This is a genomic window from Desulfohalovibrio reitneri (assembly GCF_000711295.1).
GTDB classification, from domain to species: Bacteria; Desulfobacterota; Desulfovibrionia; order Desulfovibrionales; family Desulfovibrionaceae; genus Desulfohalovibrio; species Desulfohalovibrio reitneri.
In genome coordinates, this window is record NZ_JOMJ01000003.1 from 1,292,689 (window position 1) to 1,309,705 (window position 17,017).

The following is a 17,017-nucleotide window of genomic DNA, read 5'->3' on the forward strand; positions in this document are numbered from 1 at the left end:
GAACCCTCCACCGCCCCCCGCATCCCGCCCCGAGCCAAGCAAGCAATAAACGCGTTTCTTGGCAGGACAGCGAGAGTGTGGGGATATTTTCCTTCTATCCTCGACCCACCAACGCCACAGCCTCCTCCTCGCTCTCGGCGCGGTTGGTGAGAGAGGCGGCGTCGATGCGTTCCAGCACGGCCCAGGCCTTGTCCGGCAGGCCGGTGATGGCGGTGGGGAGGTTGGTCTGGGAGCAGTCGGCCAGGAGTTTGGCCAGGGAGTCGAGCCCCGCGCCGTTGATGGACGCCCCGTGGCCGAAGGAGATGACCAGTCCGCCGGACTTGCGGGCTTTTTCCAGGGCTTCGCGCAAAAGCGGGGCGGAGCGGTCCGTGACCGCGGTGGGAACGCGGAGGATGGTAGCTTGCGAGGTGGTTTCAAGTCGCATTTCCGCTGCCTGGTCTCGGGTGAGGCGCAGCCGTTCCTCGGCGCGTTCCAGGGCGGTTTCAATCTCGGCGCGCCCCACTGGCTTGTTGACGAAGTCGGTGGCGTCCAGTTGCAGGGCGGTGACCGCGGATTCCATGTCGCCATGGCCGGTGATGACGATGACCTCGGCCGTGGGGTCCTCCTCCTTGATGCGGCGAAGCACTTCCAGGCCGTCCAGGCCCGGCATCTTGATGTCGGTGAGGGTCACGGGCGGGTGGTGCTGGCGGAAAAGCTCCAGTCCTGACTGGCCCTCCTCGGCGGTGATGGGGTCGTGCCCCAGGGCCTTGAGGAGGAAGGTGAACATGTCCAGCGTGGCCCGTTCGTCGTCTATGATGAGGATCTTCATGCGCCTTGCGCTCCGTTCCCGCCGGCGGCGGGAAAGCTGAGGGTAAAGGCCGCCCCGCCCCTCGGCGGTTCGTCGATGCGGATGTCGCCGCCGAAATCCTGCACGATGCCGTAGGAGATTGCCAGCCCCAGCCCCATGCCCAGGCCGGTTTCCTTGGTGGTGTAAAAAGGCTCGAAGACCTTGGCCCGGACCTCGGACGGAATGCCGGGGCCGTTGTCCGCCACGCGCAGCATCACGCGGCCGTTCTCCGCCCAGGCGGATATTTCGATGCGTCCGCGTCTTTGGTTGTGTTCCACCGCGTCGCGGGCGTTGACGATGAGGTTGAATACGACCTGCTGTAGCCGGTTGCCCTGAGCGCGGATTCTGGGAAGGTCGCCGGGCAGGTTGAGCACCAGGCGCACATCGGCCAGTTCCAGCTGGCGGCCGATGAGCCGCAGCACGGCGTGCGCCGTGTCCGCCACGTCCACGGCCTGCATGCGGGCGTCCGCCTTGCGGCCGAAGCCGCGCAGGGTGTCGATGATCTCTGCGGCGCGGTCCACCTGGCGGCTTATCTCCTCGGCCACGCGGGCCAGGTGCTCCTGGGGCGCGCCGCCGGGCTGCTCCGAGGCCAGGGAGAGGAAATCCGCACCCATCTTCACTGCGTTGAGTGGCTGGTTGAGTTCGTGGGCGATGCCCGCGCTCATTTCGCCCAGGGATTTCATCTTGGAGGCCTGGATGAGCTGTGCGTCCTTCTCCATCATCTCGGTGACATCGGCCGCGGCCACGATGACGGCCTGCCGCCCCCGGTAGCTGATGGGGCAGGCGTGGAGGTTGACGTAGATGGGTTCGCCGTCGGCCCGGAACTGGGGAAACTTGGCGCGGTAGGCGCATTCACCGGAACGGGCCTCCAGCCCGGCGATGACCTCGCCGAAGTCCGGATCGATAACCGCGAAGGAGCCGCCCACCAGCCCGCCCGCCGGGTAGCCGTAGACTTCCTCGGCGCGGGGGTTGGCGTCCAGGATTTCCAGGTCGTCCTGGGCCACCACCAGAATGGGGTCCGGCGCGGAGACGAACAGGGAGCGGTACTTCTCCTCGCTTTCCCGCAGACGGCGGCGGTAGAGCTTGATGGAGAAGACCATGTTGCGGAAGGAGTCCGCCAACTGGGAAACCTCGTCCCCGGGCTCAGAGCGGTAGAAGTTGCATGTGGCGCAGGCCCGGGGGAGGTTTTCCGCGCCCTCGTCCCCGCGCATCTGGTCGTAGTGCCAGCAGGGCAGGTCGGAATCGCGGTATGCCGGACAGTCGGGCGGCCGCTCGCCCATCTCCGGCGTGACGTCGAAATCGCCCCGCGAGAGGGCGTCGGACACCGCGGTGAGGCGCTTGAGCGGCCGGGTGATGTTGGCGGAGAGGCGCAGAGAAATGAAGAATACCACCACGATGATGGCCGAGATGAACCCCAGGAAGGTGATGCGCAGCTTGCCCACCAGGGCGTCCACGTGGTCCTGGTTGAGCCCCACGTGCACTTCGCCCAGCCTGGAGATGCCCTCGGTGACTGGCACGGCGATGTCCAGCGCCTCGGCCCCGCCCGGTGTCACGGCGCGCAGGCTCACCTGCCGCCCCCGGGGCAGTCGGTTGGCCTCGGCCAGCCCCTCCGGCACGGGGCGGATGAAGGTGTGCGCCCGAACCTGCCCCTCCTGGTCCAGCACCAGGATGTAAGAGACCAGGTCCCGCCGCTCGCCAAGCAGGGCGGCGTCGAAAACCAGGGAGACCAGGCCGGGCTTGTCCTCGTCCAGCATGAAGCCCCGCGCCCGCTCGGCGATGTCGCGGGCCACGGCCACCCCCCGGTGCTCCAGTTCGTCGGTCAGGGAGGAGACCAGAATCCAACGGGCCAGCAGGGCGATGGCCAGGGAGATAGTCAGGATGACCACCAGGATGGAGAAAAAGATCTTCTTGTCCAGGGCCATGGTGCGGAGCCTGGTGACCAGCCCGCTCATGACCCCTCCTCCCCGCTGGCCAGCAGGGCGCGCACCCGGCCCCAGTCCTCCACCGGGCGGAAGGAGCCGCCCTGGAAACGGGTCATAAAGACCTCGTCCAGCCCTTGATGGTCGCCGGGGCCGAAGCTGACCTCCAGGGAACGGCTCAAGGGGAAGCCGCGCAGGGACTCCACCGCGTCGATGAAACCCTGGCGGGTCAGGCCGCGTCCGGCCCGCCGCAGCCCCTCCACCAGCACGCGGGCGTTGTAGAAGCCCTCCAGGCCGATGGCCGTGGGCTGGGCCCGGGGATCGTAGCGGGCCAGCAACTCGGCGTATTCCGGCCCCCCTGGCGCCACGGTCTCGCCCGGGTCCGGCACCACCTGGGTGAGCAGTACCAGGGCGTCGTCCTGACCTTTCAGGTGGGTGGCGAACTCGCCCGGATCCACGAAGGAGACTGTGTGGAAGGCCGGGTTGAAGCCCCTGTCCCGCGAGCGGCGCACGAAGGCGGCGCAGGGCGCGGCCGTGCCGATCATGATGACCGCCTCGGCCCCGGAATCCACAATGCGGTTCAGCCCCTCGGACACCTCGGTGGTGCCGCGCGTGTAATCGCCCCGGGCCACCGGGGACAGGCCGCGCTTGTCCAGGGCTTTCTCCGCTGCGGCCAGGCCGTCGAAGCCGAAGGCGTCGTACTGGTAGAACACCGCGATGCGGGTCAGCCCCAGGTCGTCCACCATGCGGTCCACGGCGGCCTCTATTTCCTGGTAGTAGGAGGCGCGCACGTTGAGCACCAGCGGGTTGTGCGGGTCGCGCAGGGCGGCCGCGCCCGTGAACACGCCCAGCAGGGGGATGCGGGCACGCTCGATGAGGGGCAGCACCTTCACCGTGGTGGGCGTGCCCACGTAGCAGAACAGGGCGAAGACCCGGTCCTCCACCAGCAGTTTCTGGGTGTTCACCAGGCAGCGGGCGGGGTCGTAGGCGTCGTCGTAGGCGATGAGTTCGATGCGGCGACCGTGCACGCCGCCGTTGTCGTTGACCCAGTCCAGGTAGGCGCGCGCCCCGGCCAGGGTCTGCTTTCCCAGGGCGCGGGCGTGGCCGGTCAGCGCCAGGGAGGAGCCGACGCGCACCTCGGACGGGGTCACGCCGGGCGGCTCGGCCGGTCCGGGTGCCTCCCCCTCAGGCGAGCAGGCGCACAAACACGCCAAAAGCGTGATGCACAGGGCCGCGAGCGCGGGGCGAAGTAAGGCTGGCAACGTCATCATGGCCGGGACCGGTGCACGGACGGTAGCACACCCCTCCGGGGGGTCAAGCGGCGCGAATTCCCCGCGCACCGGGACTCTCCCGGCGGAGAGGGCGCTTTCCGCTCGCCGTCTCGCGGACGGCGGATTGCCATGCGGCGCCGCATTGGTGTACGTGATCGACTGTGGAGAATCCATTGAAGAACAGCAAGGGAGTACCGCATGCGTTTTCTCATTGTCCTGTCCAGCACCGACCCGGAAATCAAGTGGAACGCGGTCCGGTACGGCAACTTCCTGCTCAACGAGGACGAGGACGTGACCATCTTCCTCAACGGCGGCTCGGTTGACCTCTACGCCGGGGACTCGGACCAGTTCCCCATCTCGGAGCAGGCCAAGCTGTTCACCCTCAGCGAGGGCGTGCTGGCCGCCTGAGGCAAGTGCATGGCCATCCACGGCGTGGATGAAGACGAGCGCGTGACGCTGTCCAACATGAAGTTCCTCTACGAGCAAATGAAGCAGGCGGACCGGGTGGTCTCCTACTAAGCCATCCCGACGGGAGGTACCGAGGCCCCGGCGAACGGGACGATGCGCTCGCCCGCGCGGGCCGCTCCCTTCTCCGGAAGGGAAAAAATTTTCGCCACACGGTTGACATCACAGCCAAGGTGCGTAAAAGATTCTTCCTCGCCGCGTGGGGCTGTAGCTCAGTTGGGAGAGCGCCTGAATGGCATTCAGGAGGCCAGGAGTTCAATTCTCCTCAGCTCCACCACGAATTTCCAAGGCCGGGTCATATGACCCGGCCTTTTTTTGCGTTTCCTCCATGGCCTCTCCCCCTTCCAGCCGCCACGCGCTCCCCTCTCCGTTACCGCTTGCCTTTTCTCTCCATCCAACCGTATTCTGTCCGACGGTTTTTCGCCGAAGGGGAAGGGGGTGCTGTTGGACATCGCCACGTTGACCATGGCGCTGGCCCTGACCCTGCTGGTCACGGCCGGGGCCATCGCCTACCAGGGCAGATTGCGGGGATCCGTGCCTGGCACGCGGCTGTTCGTGGCCGGGTGCCTGTCCTTTTTCCTGGGGCTGGTCTGCATCTCCCTGCGCGCCGTCACCCCGCCCTGGCTGACCATCGTGGCGGCCAACCTCCTTGTCATCCTGGCGGAAATCCTGTTCTGGAACGGGTTCCGCGTCTTTCTGGGGCGCCCACCCAGGCACTCCGCCCTGCTCGTCCTGCCCGCCGCCCTGGTTCCCCTGGCCTACTTCTCCCTGGTGGAGCCGTGGCTGTATCCCCGCATGCTGACCATGTCCGCCTGCCTGACCCTGTTCTCCGGTCTCGCGGCCCGGGAACTGCTGCGCGGCAACCACTACGGCCGCCCGCAGCGCCTGCTCGGCTTCATGTTCCTGGCCGGGAGCGGGACGTATCTCGCGGAAGGGGTCTGGCTCCTCCTCGCCCAGCCCCCGGACGCGGCCGCCGGCATGGGCATCCTCAGCCTTGTCTATCTGGTCAGCATCGTCTTCGCCATCGTCCTGCTCACAGGCATCATCCTCATGATCAGCGAGCGTTTGAGCATGGACCTGGCCAGCGAACGCGACAGGGCGGAGAAGGCCAACCAGGCCAAGAGCGAGTTCCTGGCCAACATGAGCCACGAGATGCGCACCCCCCTGGCCGGGGTGGACGGGGAGCTGCAGCTGCTGGCCGGCACCCCACTATCCGAACGCCAGCGGAAGCGGGTGCGCACCGCCCGCGAGGCCACCGAGGGACTCAAGGCCATCATCGACGACCTCCTCGACCTCTCCGCCGTCGAACACGGCCACATGCGGCTGCGCGAACGCGCCTTCAGGCCGGGCGAGCTTCTCCGTCAGGCCATGGACATCCCGCGCCGCCAGGCCGAGGCCAAGGGACTGGCCTTCCATCTGGACGCCTCAGACCTGCCTCAAGCCGTACGCGGCGATGATCACCGGCTGCGCCAAGTGCTCGCCAACCTGGCGGACAACGCCGTCAAGTACACGCCCGGGGGCGAAGTGCGCGTGACCGGGGATATCGTGGCCGCCCGGGGCGGGGAAAGGCTGCGCTTCACCGTTTCCGACACCGGGCCTGGCATTACACCGGCCGAACGGCGGCGGGTATTCGAGGCCTTCTACCGCTCCCGGGACGCATCCGGCACACGCGGGCTGGGGCTGGGACTGCCGCTGTGCGCCCGCATCGCCGAGCTGATGGGCGGAGAACTGGACGTGGACGACACCCCGAGCGGAGGCTGCCGCTTCACCCTGACCACCCCCTGGTCCGGGCGGAAACGCCGTCCCACGACGGGGAGGACCGGAGCGGCCGCACAGACCTGTCCGGCCTGCGGATTCTGCTGGCCGAGGACCACGACCTCAATCGGCGCACCATGCGCCGGATGCTGGAGCGCTACGGTCTCTTGGTGGACGAGGCCGTTGACGGCGAGCGCGCGGTGGAGGCGGTGCGGGGCGGCGGCTACGACGCCGTGGTCATGGACGTGCGCATGCCGGTGCTGGACGGCCTGGAAGCCACCCGGCGCATCCGCTCCCTGGACGGCCCGGTGGCTTCCGTGCCCGTGGTGGGGCTCTCGGCCCACGCCTTTGACGACGACCGGGCCCGGGCGCTCGCGGCGGGCATGGACGAGTATCTGCCCAAGCCCGTGCGCATGGAGAAGCTGGCGGCCGCGCTGGCGGGACTGAACGGAAACGGGGACAGCGCGCCCCATCGGGGTGAAACCGTTTCCCTGACGCAGGAAAAGGAAGCGGGCGACGCTCCCGACTGGCCGCATGCCCTGGACCTCTTCGAGGGCGATCGGGAGGCGCTGGGGTCCTTCGCCGAGCTGGTGGCCACCGCCCTGCCTGTGGAACTGGAGACCCTGGAGCGCGCCGTTCTGGAGGGCCGCCGCGACGACGCAGGCAGGTTGGCCCACAACCTCAAGTCCACGGCCGCCACCTTTGGCGCGGGCGGACTGGCCGGGGCCGCCGAGGAGTTGGAGCGGCGCATGAAGAACGGCCGGGACAGCGGCGACGCCCTGGAGCGGGTGCGGAGGCTCGGCCGGGAACTGATGCATGGGCTGGCACGGCGGCCGGAGGAAATCACCACCTGACCCCCTTGCCCCGCCCGGCCCGATGCATTAGGTGGACCCCTGCCCCGGCCTCGGGGCAAGGAGGAACGAATGGCCCAACGCTGCTTTCTGCGCGCCAAACTGCACCACGCCCGGCTGACCTACGCCAACCCCGACTATGTGGGGTCCGTGGCCATCGACGCCGACCTGCTCAAGCGAGCGGACATCGCCCCCTTCGAGCAGGTGGACATCTACAACGTGGACAACGGCGAGCGGCTGACCACCTACGCTATCCCCGGCGAGCCCGGGGAGATCGGCCTCAACGGAGCGGCCGCCCGCAAGGGCGAGGCCGGGCAGAAGGTCATCATCGCGGCCTACGCCTGGCTGGACGAGGCCGAGATGGCCGAGCACAACCCGGCCATCGTCATCCTCGACCACGACAACAAGCCGGTCCCCAACCAGTAGGTCGCCTCAGCGGCCTCCCCGAAGCTCCATCCGCCTGGAAAACGTCTCCCGCGCCCCGGCCTCGGTCAGGGGGACGTTGACGTATTCCCCGCGCAGCCACAGCGGCACTTGGCCGTCGAAGTCCGCGCTGCCCAGCCAGCCGTCCTGCCCGCCCATGAGCACGAAACGGTTGGCGTCCGGGTCGGAAAGGTCCGAGATGTGGCGCGACTGCGCGCCGTAGGTGGGATGGACCACCGACCGCGACGGCCCGTGGGAGGCCTTGAATATCGTCTCCCGCGAGCCGGGATACGGCTCCTCCCCCAGCACGAAGAACCGCCCCAGCACGGGCAGCCCCTTGAGGATGTGGCCCACCCGCAGCCGGTGCATGCTCCCCCAGTCGGGATGGTCTGCCAGGCTGGCGCGCGCCTTTTCCGCCACCCCGCGCAGCAGGTCGTCGCGCTCGGCATCGGGCAGGGCGCTCAGGTCGTCCGCCAGGAAGACGCGCAGGTAGTTCCACTCCGAGCGGTAGCCCGGCTCCTCCCCATACAGGCCGTCCAAAAGCGGGGAGAGAGCGGCCTCGAAGGCCGCCGCCCCGCGCGATTCCACGCCGTAGCGCCCGTCCCAGGCGGCAAGGGTGTCCGACAGCTTTCCGTCCGCACCGGACCGGCGCAGTTCCTCCGCCAGCATGGCGGCCAGTTTCTCCGCGCTGGCGCTGGCCACGTCGCGCTGGATGGCGGCCACGCCGCCCGCGTCCAGTTCGCCCACGGCCTCCACCAGCTCGGCCAGCCGGCGCGCCCGGTCCGGCGGGGCGAAGGCGTATCCCAATTCGTCCTGCACATAGTCCAACGGGGTGTTGGCGGAGACCACGTAGCCCCGCTCCGGGTCGCGCAGCCAGGCGAACTCCGTGGTTTCCTTGAAGCCGCTCCACATGGCGCCGGGCTCGTCCGGGTCGCGCACCAGGTCCCTCGGCACCATGGGCTCGCGCTCGGGCAGCAGCATGGCGGGAAAGGCCCCGATCTCCCCGGAGACGTGGGCGTAAAGCATGTGCATGGGGGGCGAGCCGTAGCCCGCGAAGGCCTGGCGGAAAGCCTCGGGCGTGGCCGCCCGGTTGGCACGCAGCAAAGCGGTGATTTCATCGGTTGGCCGGTGGCCTGTCCAGCGCAGGGCCAGAGTTTCGCCCGCACCGTCCCTGAAGGCTTCCGAGTCGGACAGTACCGGCCCCAGCGCGGACTCCCGCAGAGCGAACTCCTCGTCGAACCAGAAGCGCGTCTTAAGACGCTCCGGGCGGCTGGACAACTCCGTCTCGTCCACGGCGTAGAGGTCGGAAACCGAGGCGTGCAGGTTGGTGCCTCCCCAGGCCATGTACGGGTTGCGGCCCAGGGCGAAGATGGGCAGCCCGGCGGCATGAGGCCCACCGCCTGGATGGTCGGGGACTTGAGACCGCAGATCAGCCAGAAATTGGGCAGGGACAGCCCCAGGTGCGGGTCCGAGGCCATGACCGGCGCGCCCGAGGCGCTGCGGCCCGGCCCCACGGCCAGGGAGTTGGAGCCGCTGCGCGAAAGAGCGGCCAGAAGCCCCGGCAGGGCGTCCCGCGCCTCGGCCCGGGCGGCGACCCGCTTGTCCGGCCCGCCGCCGGAGGCCAGGGCCTTGCCCCAGGCTTCGGGCCACTCCCCGCCGCCGCGCAGGGGCAGCATCTCCGCCCACATAAGCCAGGTGATGTCCGTGCCCCCAACCCGGGACATGGTCACGAGGTCTTCGCAGGTGAAGGGCTCCGGTTCGATGCCCAGCAGGCCGAACTCCGGCGGCTCCTCCGCGGCCGTGGCCGCGTAGTGGTTCAGCCCGGCCACGAAGGACTCCATCCAGACCCGAGTCTCCTCGGGCCAGCGGCGCACGATCTCCGCCGAGGCCCGGTCGTAGCCGATGCGCCGCAGCAGCTTGTCGAACCGTTCGGCCGGGGGGCCCAGCATCTCGGACAGCCGGCCCTGGGAAAGCCGCTTGAACAGGGCCAGTTGCCCCCAGCGCAGGTGGGCGTGCACCAGCCCCAGGGCGAAGGCCGCGTCGCGGTCGTTCTCGGCGATGACGTAGGGAATCTGGTGCTCGTCCCAGAGTATCTCCACCTCGCCCTGCAAGGGCAGGTTCTCCGTGGGGAACGAGTCCAGCCGCTGCCCGGTTGTCCGGGGCTCGGGCGAAAGGGCGGCGCAGCCGGCCAGCAGCAGGCAAAGCGCCGCCAGGAATATCCGTCGCATGGTTCTCTCCAGTGGTGGCGAAAGGGCATGGTAAGGCGCGAGTTTTCCGTGGCAACCCCCCTTGTGCCCATGCCCCGAGGGTCGTATCCTTGCAGGCTCCAATTCGCAACATTCAGGAGGATACCATGCCACGCGCGCTTCTTTGCATCACCGCCCTGCTGCTCATGGCCGCTCCGGCCGCCGCCATGAACGGCCATACAGCTTACCAGGCCGACTTCCAGGAACTGGACGCCAGCGGCGACGGGCTGGTGGAAAAGGACGAATTCGTCGAGCATTTCTCACGGAACACGGAACCCGGCAAGGCCTTCGACATTATCGACATGGACCGCTCCGGAGCCATCGACCAGGAAGAGTGGAGCGTTTTCGAAAAGGCCCACAACGGCTCCGGCATGGGCCACGGCAAAGAGATGCCCCACGGCAAGATGGAGGACGGCGGATACGGCCACGGGTCCATGGACGGCGCCCACGGCACCATGGACCAGTAGTCCGCGCCAACCTGTCCGGGTCCGGTCCGGACGCTTGCTCCCTGCGGCGTCCGGGCCGACGGGGTTCAATCCGGGACATCGAGGCGCCACGGGAACGCGATGGAGAGCCAGACCGCCATCACTCTGCTGACCCTGGGCCTGCTCTTTCTGGCCGGGCTGCTGACGGGCTTCCTCAGCGGTCGCGTCAAGCTGCCCGCCGTAACCATCCTCATCCTGCTGGGAGTGCTGGCCGGGCCGTACGCTCTGAACCTGCTGCCCAGCCGCATCGACGACTGGTACCCGCTGGTCTCCCGCACCGCCCTGCTCATGGTGGCCTTCCTGCTGGGGCGAAAGTTCTCCCTGGGCAACATCCGCCAGCGCGGGGCCAGGGTGTTGACCATTTCCGTGGCCAAGGTGCTGGGCGTGGCCGTATTCGTCTTCTGCGGGCTGTATTTCCTCACCCCCGCGCCCCTCGCCCTGTGCCTGCTCATGGCGGGCATCGGCCCGGCCTCGGCCCCGGCGGCCATCTCCAACGTGGTGCGGGAGGCCAGGGCCGAGGGGGAGTTCACCGAGACCCTGCTGGGCATCGTGGCCATCGACGACGCCTGGGGAATCGCCCTCTTTTCCATCATGCTGGCCTTGAGCGAGACAGTGGCGGGCAACGGAGGCGCCCTGCACGCCCTGGCCACCGGCGGCTGGGAGCTGGGCGGGGCGGTGCTGCTGGGCCTGGCCCTTGGCCTGCCCGCCACCTGGATCACTTCGCGCATCAATCAGGGCGACCCCATGAAAGCGGACGCCCTGGGGTTCATCCTGGTCTGCGGCGGGCTGGCCCTGTGGCTGGGCTTCTCCTTCCTGTTGGCGGCCATGGTCCTGGGCGCGGTCATCGTCAACCTCTCCACCCACCACGACGCCCCCTTCGAGACCATCGAGGATCTGGAGTGGCCCATCATGATCCTCTTCTTCATCCTGGCCGGGGCCACCCTGCACGTGGAGAAGCTGACGGAACTCGGCCTTGTGGGCGGGGTGTACGTGCTCATGCGCCTGGCCGGGCTGGTCCTTGGGGCCTATGTGGGCGGGGGCCTGGCAGGGGCGGACCGGAACGTGCGGCGCTACCTGGGCCTGGCCGCGCTTCCCCAGGCCGGGGTGGCCCTGGGCCTGGCCCTGGTGGCCGGTCACGCCGTACCCGGCCTGGAGCAGACCATCATCCCCCTGGTCATCGGCTCCACCGTGGTCTTCGAACTCACCGGGCCGGTGCTGACCCGCCTGGCCCTGGCCAAAGCGGGCGAGATCGGCCGCAGGCCGGAAAATAGTGGCCGCGCGGCGGACTGAATGGGAAAAAACGCTGCGCGGCCGGGCGAAATCGTGCTATTCTGGGGGATCCCCAATCCAAGGAGTCCCGAGTGAAGAAGGAAATGGAATGCTACCTCTGCGGCCAGGCCGCAGACCTGCTGGAAGGCAACGAGAGCTTCTACAAGGTCGATTGCGGCCAGTGCGGCTCCTACCGCGTCTCGCCGGGCGCGGCCGAGGACATCGCCGCCCTGGAGCCGCACTGCCGCACCGGGCTGTGCGGGAAGGTGCGTCAGTGGCTCAAAGCCAACCCGGACGCGGTCATCAACCAGGACGTTGTCCGGGCCATGTCGGAGTAGCGGCGTGAAGCGGACAATACTGGCTCTGCTTTTGGGGCTGGCTCTCTCCCTCGGCGGCCTGGCCTGCCAGGAGGAGGGGCCCATGGAAAAGGCGGGCAAAAAAGCCGACCGAGCCATCGAACAGGCGCGGGAGAAAGGCGCCGACCTGCTGGACAAGGCCAGGAAAACCCTGGAGGACGACGCGCCGTGACAGACGACGGGGCGGCCGCGCCCGGAAGCGCCCCCGCGTCCGGCTGGAGCGTGGGCGGACGTTCCGCGGACCGCCTTCGGGAGCTGGCCGAACGCGTGAGCCTGCACACCGGACTCCCGCGCCTCCCGCCCGATTCCTACCGCGTACTCTACGAGGAGCTGGCCGCTGAACTGCACGAAAACGGCTTCTCCCTCGCCCGAACGCCCCGCTCCCTGCGCGACCGCTGCCGGGACCGGGGCGTCTCCCTTTCCAAGTCCCAAGCAAATTTCATCCTCATGGGCATGGCCCGTTCCGGCCACGAATTCGGCGCCGGGGACGACCATCCGGCCGCCCTGGCCAAGGCTCTGTCCCGCGCCGCCTGGGCCCTCTGCCGCGAGCACGGCCCCCCTCTAAGCAAAGAGGAAACCGGCCTGCTCATCGCATGGCTGGTGCCACGCCTCCGAGCGGGGTAAAAATTTTTTTCTCCTGAAAATCCAGGCCTGACGGGGCTTCCCGGGCTTTTCCATTCGCCTGGGCAATGTCAACCAGGTGAAAATTTCGTGTTCAAACGACTCTAAAAACGACCTCATGGCCGATTTTTGAAGATTGGGGGAGTATAACCGAGCTTGGGGCAGTATGATCAAGCTCGCCATCCCACTCGCCGGACATCGCCCACTGCCCCCCTCCAACCATACACGATCCGCATTTTTGCCGATTTGACATGGGCCATTCATTTCCCTATCCCTTACCATAGCTCAACGCGGGGTCTCGCCGACGATCCTTCCCGCTTGAAACCACGCACAGTCTAAGCGCGGGAATAGCAGGGAAAAGGCGACCAAACGCGTCGATGCACCACGCGGCCAACCGCCGCATACAAGCTACGACCACAATGCGTCACAAGGACGCTTTGTACGTCACAAATGCAGGGTGAAGTTTACCCGCAACAGTGCCAAAAGAACGTAACACCAACAGTGAACAAAATACTTCCGAAAACCACTCAGCAAGCGAGGAAAAGCGTGCGCATCGCCGATCACTTCGACGACAAGCCGTTCGTCTCCCTTGAGTTCTTTCCCCCCAAGGAGGAATCCGGCTGGGATCCCTTCCTCCGCACCGTGGAGACCTGCAAAGCGGCCGACCCGCTGTTCGTCTCCGTGACCTGCGGCGCGGGCGGCACCGCCAGAGGCAACACCCTTCCCATCGCCGACCGCATCCAGAACGATCTGGACCTGGAAGTGCTGGTCCACCAGACCTGCGTGGGCGCCTCCAAGGACGACATCGACCGCGAGACGGACCGCATCCGGGAAATCGGCGTAAGAAACGTGCTGGCCCTGCGCGGCGACCTGCCGGAAGGCCAGGAGGACGCGGGCGGCCACTTCGAGCACGCCTCGGACCTGGTGGCCCACCTCAAAAGCCGCGACCCGGAACTGGGCGTGGCCGTGGCCGGCTACCCCGAGCCGCACCCCGCCTCGGCCACCAAGGCCGAAGACCTGTACTGGCAGAAGGTCAAGCTGAACCAGGGCGCTGACTTCCTCTCCACCCAGCTCTTCTTCGACAACCGCCTCTATTTCGACCTGGTGGAGCGCCTGCGCGGGATGGGCTGCGAAAAGCCCGTGCTGCCCGGCCTGCTTCCCGTGGTCAGCTTCAACAACCTCCGCCGCATCCTCACCCTGTGCGGGGCTTCGGTGCCGGGCAAGCTGTTCCTGGACTTCGAGAAGGCCCACCAGGAGGGCGGCGACGAGGCCGTGGCCGAAATGGGCAGGGAACTGGCCATGAACCAGGCCCGCGACCTCATCGCCGGGGGCGCTCCCGGCGTGCACATTTTCACCCTCAACCGCTCGGCCGCGGCGCTGCGCCTGGCCGAGGACATCCGGGACCTGCGGGCCGCGGCCTAAACTGTTCCCCGGACTTATCCCCGCAAACCATTCAAACCGACTGGAGATCGACGTGATTCATTGCGACGGCACTTATCTCTTTACGTCCGAGTCCGTGACCGAGGGCCATCCCGACAAGGTGGCCGACACCATTTCCGACGCCGTGCTCGACGTCCTGCTCGACCAGGACCCCGAGTCCCGCGTGGCCTGTGAAACCCTGGTGACCACCGGCATGGCAATGATCGCCGGCGAAATCACCTCCCAGGGCTACGCCGACTTCCCGGACATCGTGCGCGAGACCATCCGCGACATCGGCTACACCTCCTCGGACATGGGCTTCGACTACGAGACCTGCGCGGTGCTTTCCTCCATCGACAAGCAGTCCCCGGACATCGCCCAGGGCGTCAACCGCAAGTCCCCAGAAGAACAGGGCGCGGGCGACCAGGGCATGATGTTCGGCTTCGCCTGCAACGAGACCGACACCCTCATGCCCGCCCCGGTCTACTGGTCGCACAAGCTGTCCCGCAGGCTGACCTACGCCCGCAAGGAGAAGATCCTCCCCTTCCTGCGCCCCGACGGCAAGACGCAGGTGGCCATGGAGTACCGCGACGGCAAGCCCGCCCGCATCGACAACGTGGTCGTCTCCTCCCAGCACGACCCGGACATCGCCTTCCAGGACCTCACCGACGGCATCCGGCAGGAAGTCATCAAGCACGTGCTGCCCTCCGAGTTGATGGACGACAAGACCGACATCTTCATCAACACCACCGGCCGGTTCGTGGTGGGCGGCCCCATGGGCGACTGCGGCCTGACCGGGCGCAAGATCATCAACGACACCTACGGCGGCGCGGGCACCCACGGCGGCGGCGCTTTCTCCGGCAAGGACCCCTCCAAGGTGGACCGTTCCGCGGCCTACATGACCCGCTACATCGCCAAGAACATCGTGGCCGCGGGCTTGGCCGAGAAGTGCCAGGTGCAGGTGGCCTACTGCATTGGCGTGGCCGACCCGGTGTCCGTGCTGGCCACCACCTTCGGCACCGGCCAGGTGTCCGACGAAGTGCTGACCAAGGCCGTCAACGAGGTCTTCGACCTGCGGCCCTACTTCATCTCCGAGCGCCTCAAGCTCAAGCGCCCCATCTACGCCAAGACCACCAACTACGGCCACTTCGGGCGCGAGCTGCCGGAGTTCACCTGGGAGAAGAAGGACGCCACCAACGACCTGCGCACCGCCTGCAAGATCTAGCGGGCGCGGCGGCCACAGGCAGATCCGACTTCAACCACGCAGCAACCGAGGAGACCGCATGACCATCGCCATTTCCGGCTCCCTGGCCTTCGACCGCATCATGACCTTCCCCGAGCGGTTCGCGGACCACATTCTGCCGGACAAGCTGCACATCCTGAACGTCTGCTTCCTGGTGGACTCCATGGAGGAGCGCTTCGGCGGCACCGCGGGCAACATCGCCTACAACCTGTGCCTGCTGGGCGAGAAGCCCGTCATCCACGGGGTGCTGGGCAAGGACGGGCAGCGCTACATGGACCGGCTCAAGGAGTTGGGCCTGCCCCTGGACATGATCCGCACCATCGAGGACGAGCACACCGCCGGAGCCTTCATCACCACGGACAAGGCGGACAACCAGATAACCGGCTTCAACCCCGGCGCCATGCGCCGGCGGATGGAGCGCGACCCCAAGACCGGGCCGGATGACCTGGGCATTATCTCGCCCGGCAACGCCGACGACATGGTGGGGCACGCCGAGGTCTTCCGCGACCGCGGCACCCCCTTCGTCTTCGACCCCGGCCAGCAGATCCCCGCCCTGGGCGGCGAGGGACTGAGCCGGGGCATGGAGGGCGCGGCCGTATTCATCGCCAACGACTACGAACTGGAAATGACCATGCAGGCCACCGGCCTGGATATGGACGGCATGCTGGGCAAGTGCCGCTCCGTGGTCACCACGCTCGGCGACCAGGGCTGCCGCGTCCATACGGCCGGAGCCGACCCCGTGGAGGTCCCGGCCCTGCCCGTGCTGGACGCCCAGGACCCGACCGGAGCGGGAGACGCCTTCCGCGCCGGGCTCCTCAAAGGGCTGGCCGAGGGCCGTCCCCTGGAGGAGGCCTGCGGACTGGGCGCGGCCGTGGCCGCTTATTGCGTGGAGCGCAGGGGCACCCAGGAGCACGTCTTCACCCCCGAGGACATCCTGGAGCGCGCGCGCGGCGCTTACGGCCCCCCGGCCTGGGCCGGGGCCCTCGGCGCCATGGTGGCCTAGACGGCCCGCATCGACCTGAAGTGACCGGAAACTCGTAACACCCATTGGAGGGAGAGGCATGCTTCGCGAAGAACAGTGTTTTGGTAAAGGCGACCCCACGAAAGTCAGGGACAGTGATCACTTCACCAAGGAATACACCACCACCCTGGCCGACAAATGGGATGAGCTCATCGACTGGGATTCCCGCGCCAAGAGCGAGGGCGACTTCTTCATCGAACAGCTCCGCTCCCGTGGCGTGAAGCGCGTGCTGGACGTGGCCTGCGGCACCGGATTCCACTCCGTGCGCCTCATGGAGGCGGGCTTTGACGTGGTCTCGGCCGACGGCTCGGTGGCCATGCTGGGCAAGGCCTTCGAGAACGGCATCAAGCGCGGCCACGTGCTGTCCACCGTGCAGGCGGACTGGCGCTGGCTGAACAAGAACGTCAAGTGCAACTTCGACGCCATCATCTGCCTGGGCAACTCCTTCACGCACCTGTTCGACGAGAACTCCCGCCGCAAGACGCTGGCCGAGTTCTACGCCGCGCTGAACCACGACGGGGTGCTCATCCTGGACCAGCGCAACTACGACGCCATCCTGGACGGGGACTACTCCACCAAGCACAAATACTACTACTGCGGCGACGACGTCACCGCCGAACCGGAACACGTGGACGACGGGCTGGCCCGTTTCGTCTACACTTTCCCGGACCAGTCCCAATTCCACCTCAACATGTTCCCCCTGCGCAAGGACTACACCCGCGACCTGATGCGCCAGGTGGGCTTCCAGAACATCGAGACGTTCGGCGACTTCAAGGGCAAGTACCGCGAAGACGACCCGGACTTCTTCATCCACATCGCGGAAAAGGAATTCAAGGAGAACTGCTAG

Annotated in this window: 15 protein-coding genes, 1 tRNA gene and 3 pseudogenes; 15 read left to right on the forward strand and 4 right to left on the reverse strand. The window is 67.4% G+C overall.

Annotated elements, in window-relative coordinates:
- Positions 1-94: 94 nt before the first annotated feature.
- The 3 genes from N911_RS0106750 to N911_RS0106760 are packed head-to-tail and all read right to left on the reverse strand — an operon-like array spanning position 95 to position 3,896.
- Positions 95-808, reverse strand: a complete 714-nt coding sequence (locus tag N911_RS0106750) for a response regulator (protein WP_029895580.1) — start codon at positions 806-808, stop codon at positions 95-97.
- Positions 805-2,778 carry an ATP-binding protein gene (locus N911_RS0106755; protein ID WP_029895583.1) on the reverse strand — a complete coding sequence of 658 codons (1,974 nt, stop codon included), beginning with the start codon at positions 2,776-2,778 and terminating at the stop codon, positions 805-807. Before N911_RS0106755 ends, N911_RS0106750 begins: the two co-directional genes overlap by 4 nt.
- Complete coding sequence (locus N911_RS0106760; RefSeq protein WP_237559907.1) at positions 2,775-3,896, reverse strand: ABC transporter substrate-binding protein; 1,122 nt, start codon at positions 3,894-3,896, stop codon at positions 2,775-2,777. Before N911_RS0106760 ends, N911_RS0106755 begins: the two co-directional genes overlap by 4 nt.
- A 318-nt stretch (positions 3,897-4,214) precedes the next feature.
- Between N911_RS0106760 and N911_RS0106765 the strand changes: the two genes are divergently transcribed.
- The 6 genes and pseudogenes from N911_RS0106765 (at position 4,215) to panD (ending at position 7,513) form a co-directional block, all read left to right on the forward strand.
- Positions 4,215-4,535 (forward strand): DsrE family protein, encoded by a 321-nt coding sequence (locus tag N911_RS0106765; protein ID WP_237559908.1) that lies wholly within the window; start codon positions 4,215-4,217, stop codon positions 4,533-4,535.
- Positions 4,536-4,682: 147 nt separating this feature from the next.
- Positions 4,683-4,758 (forward strand) — tRNA-Ala (locus N911_RS0106775).
- 794 nt (positions 4,759-5,552) lie between these two features.
- Positions 5,553-6,251: pseudogene (locus N911_RS19170) on the forward strand (sensor histidine kinase); the annotation flags it as partial.
- 131 nt (positions 6,252-6,382) lie between these two features.
- A pseudogene (locus N911_RS19175) lies at positions 6,383-6,613 on the forward strand (response regulator); the annotation flags it as partial.
- 6 nt (positions 6,614-6,619) lie between these two features.
- A complete protein-coding gene (locus tag N911_RS0106785; RefSeq protein WP_029895591.1) occupies positions 6,620-7,090 on the forward strand; it encodes an Hpt domain-containing protein in 471 nt (156 codons plus the stop codon).
- Between the two features lie 69 nt (positions 7,091-7,159).
- Positions 7,160-7,513 (forward strand): aspartate 1-decarboxylase, encoded by a 354-nt coding sequence (panD, locus tag N911_RS0106790; protein ID WP_029895593.1) that lies wholly within the window; start codon positions 7,160-7,162, stop codon positions 7,511-7,513.
- 6 nt (positions 7,514-7,519) lie between these two features.
- On the opposite strand, the pseudogene N911_RS19180 reads toward panD, so the two are convergent.
- Positions 7,520-9,738: pseudogene (locus N911_RS19180) on the reverse strand (penicillin acylase family protein).
- A 125-nt stretch (positions 9,739-9,863) separates the two neighbouring features.
- On the opposite strand from N911_RS19180, the gene N911_RS16685 reads away from it, so the two are divergent.
- The 9 genes from N911_RS16685 (at position 9,864) to N911_RS0106845 (ending at position 17,017) form a co-directional block, all read left to right on the forward strand.
- On the forward strand, positions 9,864-10,223 hold the full coding sequence (locus tag N911_RS16685; RefSeq protein WP_035104461.1) for an EF-hand domain-containing protein: 360 nt from the start codon (positions 9,864-9,866) through the stop codon (positions 10,221-10,223).
- 99 nt (positions 10,224-10,322) lie between these two features.
- Entirely contained in the window at positions 10,323-11,531 is a 1,209-nt protein-coding gene (locus N911_RS0106810) for a cation:proton antiporter (RefSeq protein WP_029895597.1), read from the forward strand.
- A gap of 71 nt (positions 11,532-11,602) precedes the next feature.
- Entirely contained in the window at positions 11,603-11,848 is a 246-nt protein-coding gene (locus tag N911_RS0106815; protein WP_029895598.1) for a hypothetical protein, read from the forward strand.
- Positions 11,849-11,852: 4 nt separating this feature from the next.
- Positions 11,853-12,038, forward strand: coding sequence for a hypothetical protein (locus N911_RS0106820; RefSeq protein WP_029895600.1), 186 nt, complete (start codon positions 11,853-11,855; stop codon positions 12,036-12,038).
- Positions 12,035-12,490, forward strand: a complete 456-nt coding sequence (locus N911_RS0106825) for a hypothetical protein (protein ID WP_029895602.1) — start codon at positions 12,035-12,037, stop codon at positions 12,488-12,490. The genes N911_RS0106820 and N911_RS0106825 overlap by 4 nt, the downstream gene beginning before the upstream one ends.
- Before the next feature lie 543 nt (positions 12,491-13,033).
- Entirely contained in the window at positions 13,034-13,909 is an 876-nt protein-coding gene (locus tag N911_RS0106830; RefSeq protein WP_029895604.1) for a methylenetetrahydrofolate reductase, read from the forward strand.
- Positions 13,910-13,961: 52 nt separating this feature from the next.
- Positions 13,962-15,131, forward strand: a complete 1,170-nt coding sequence (gene metK / locus N911_RS0106835; RefSeq protein ID WP_029895606.1) for a methionine adenosyltransferase — start codon at positions 13,962-13,964, stop codon at positions 15,129-15,131.
- A gap of 58 nt (positions 15,132-15,189) precedes the next feature.
- Complete coding sequence (locus N911_RS0106840) at positions 15,190-16,152, forward strand: carbohydrate kinase family protein (RefSeq protein ID WP_051694006.1); 963 nt, start codon at positions 15,190-15,192, stop codon at positions 16,150-16,152.
- A 58-nt stretch (positions 16,153-16,210) separates the two neighbouring features.
- Entirely contained in the window at positions 16,211-17,017 is an 807-nt protein-coding gene (locus N911_RS0106845; RefSeq protein ID WP_029895610.1) for a glycine/sarcosine N-methyltransferase, read from the forward strand.

Bases quoted from the DNA above. Each gene is read 5' to 3' on its own strand.
- N911_RS0106840 (WP_051694006.1), top strand. From the start codon at position 15,190: ATGACCATCGCCATTTCCGGCTCCCTGGCCTTCGACCGCATCATGACC.
- N911_RS0106785 (WP_029895591.1), top strand. From the start codon at position 6,620: ATGGACGAGTATCTGCCCAAGCCCGTGCGCATGGAGAAGCTGGCGGCC.
- N911_RS16685 (WP_035104461.1), top strand. From the start codon at position 9,864: ATGCCACGCGCGCTTCTTTGCATCACCGCCCTGCTGCTCATGGCCGCT.
- N911_RS0106755 (WP_029895583.1), bottom strand. From the start codon at position 2,778: ATGAGCGGGCTGGTCACCAGGCTCCGCACCATGGCCCTGGACAAGAAG.
- N911_RS0106750 (WP_029895580.1), bottom strand. From the start codon at position 808: ATGAAGATCCTCATCATAGACGACGAACGGGCCACGCTGGACATGTTC.
- N911_RS0106810 (WP_029895597.1), top strand. From the start codon at position 10,323: ATGGAGAGCCAGACCGCCATCACTCTGCTGACCCTGGGCCTGCTCTTT.
- N911_RS0106845 (WP_029895610.1), top strand. From the start codon at position 16,211: ATGCTTCGCGAAGAACAGTGTTTTGGTAAAGGCGACCCCACGAAAGTC.
- panD (WP_029895593.1), top strand. From the start codon at position 7,160: ATGGCCCAACGCTGCTTTCTGCGCGCCAAACTGCACCACGCCCGGCTG.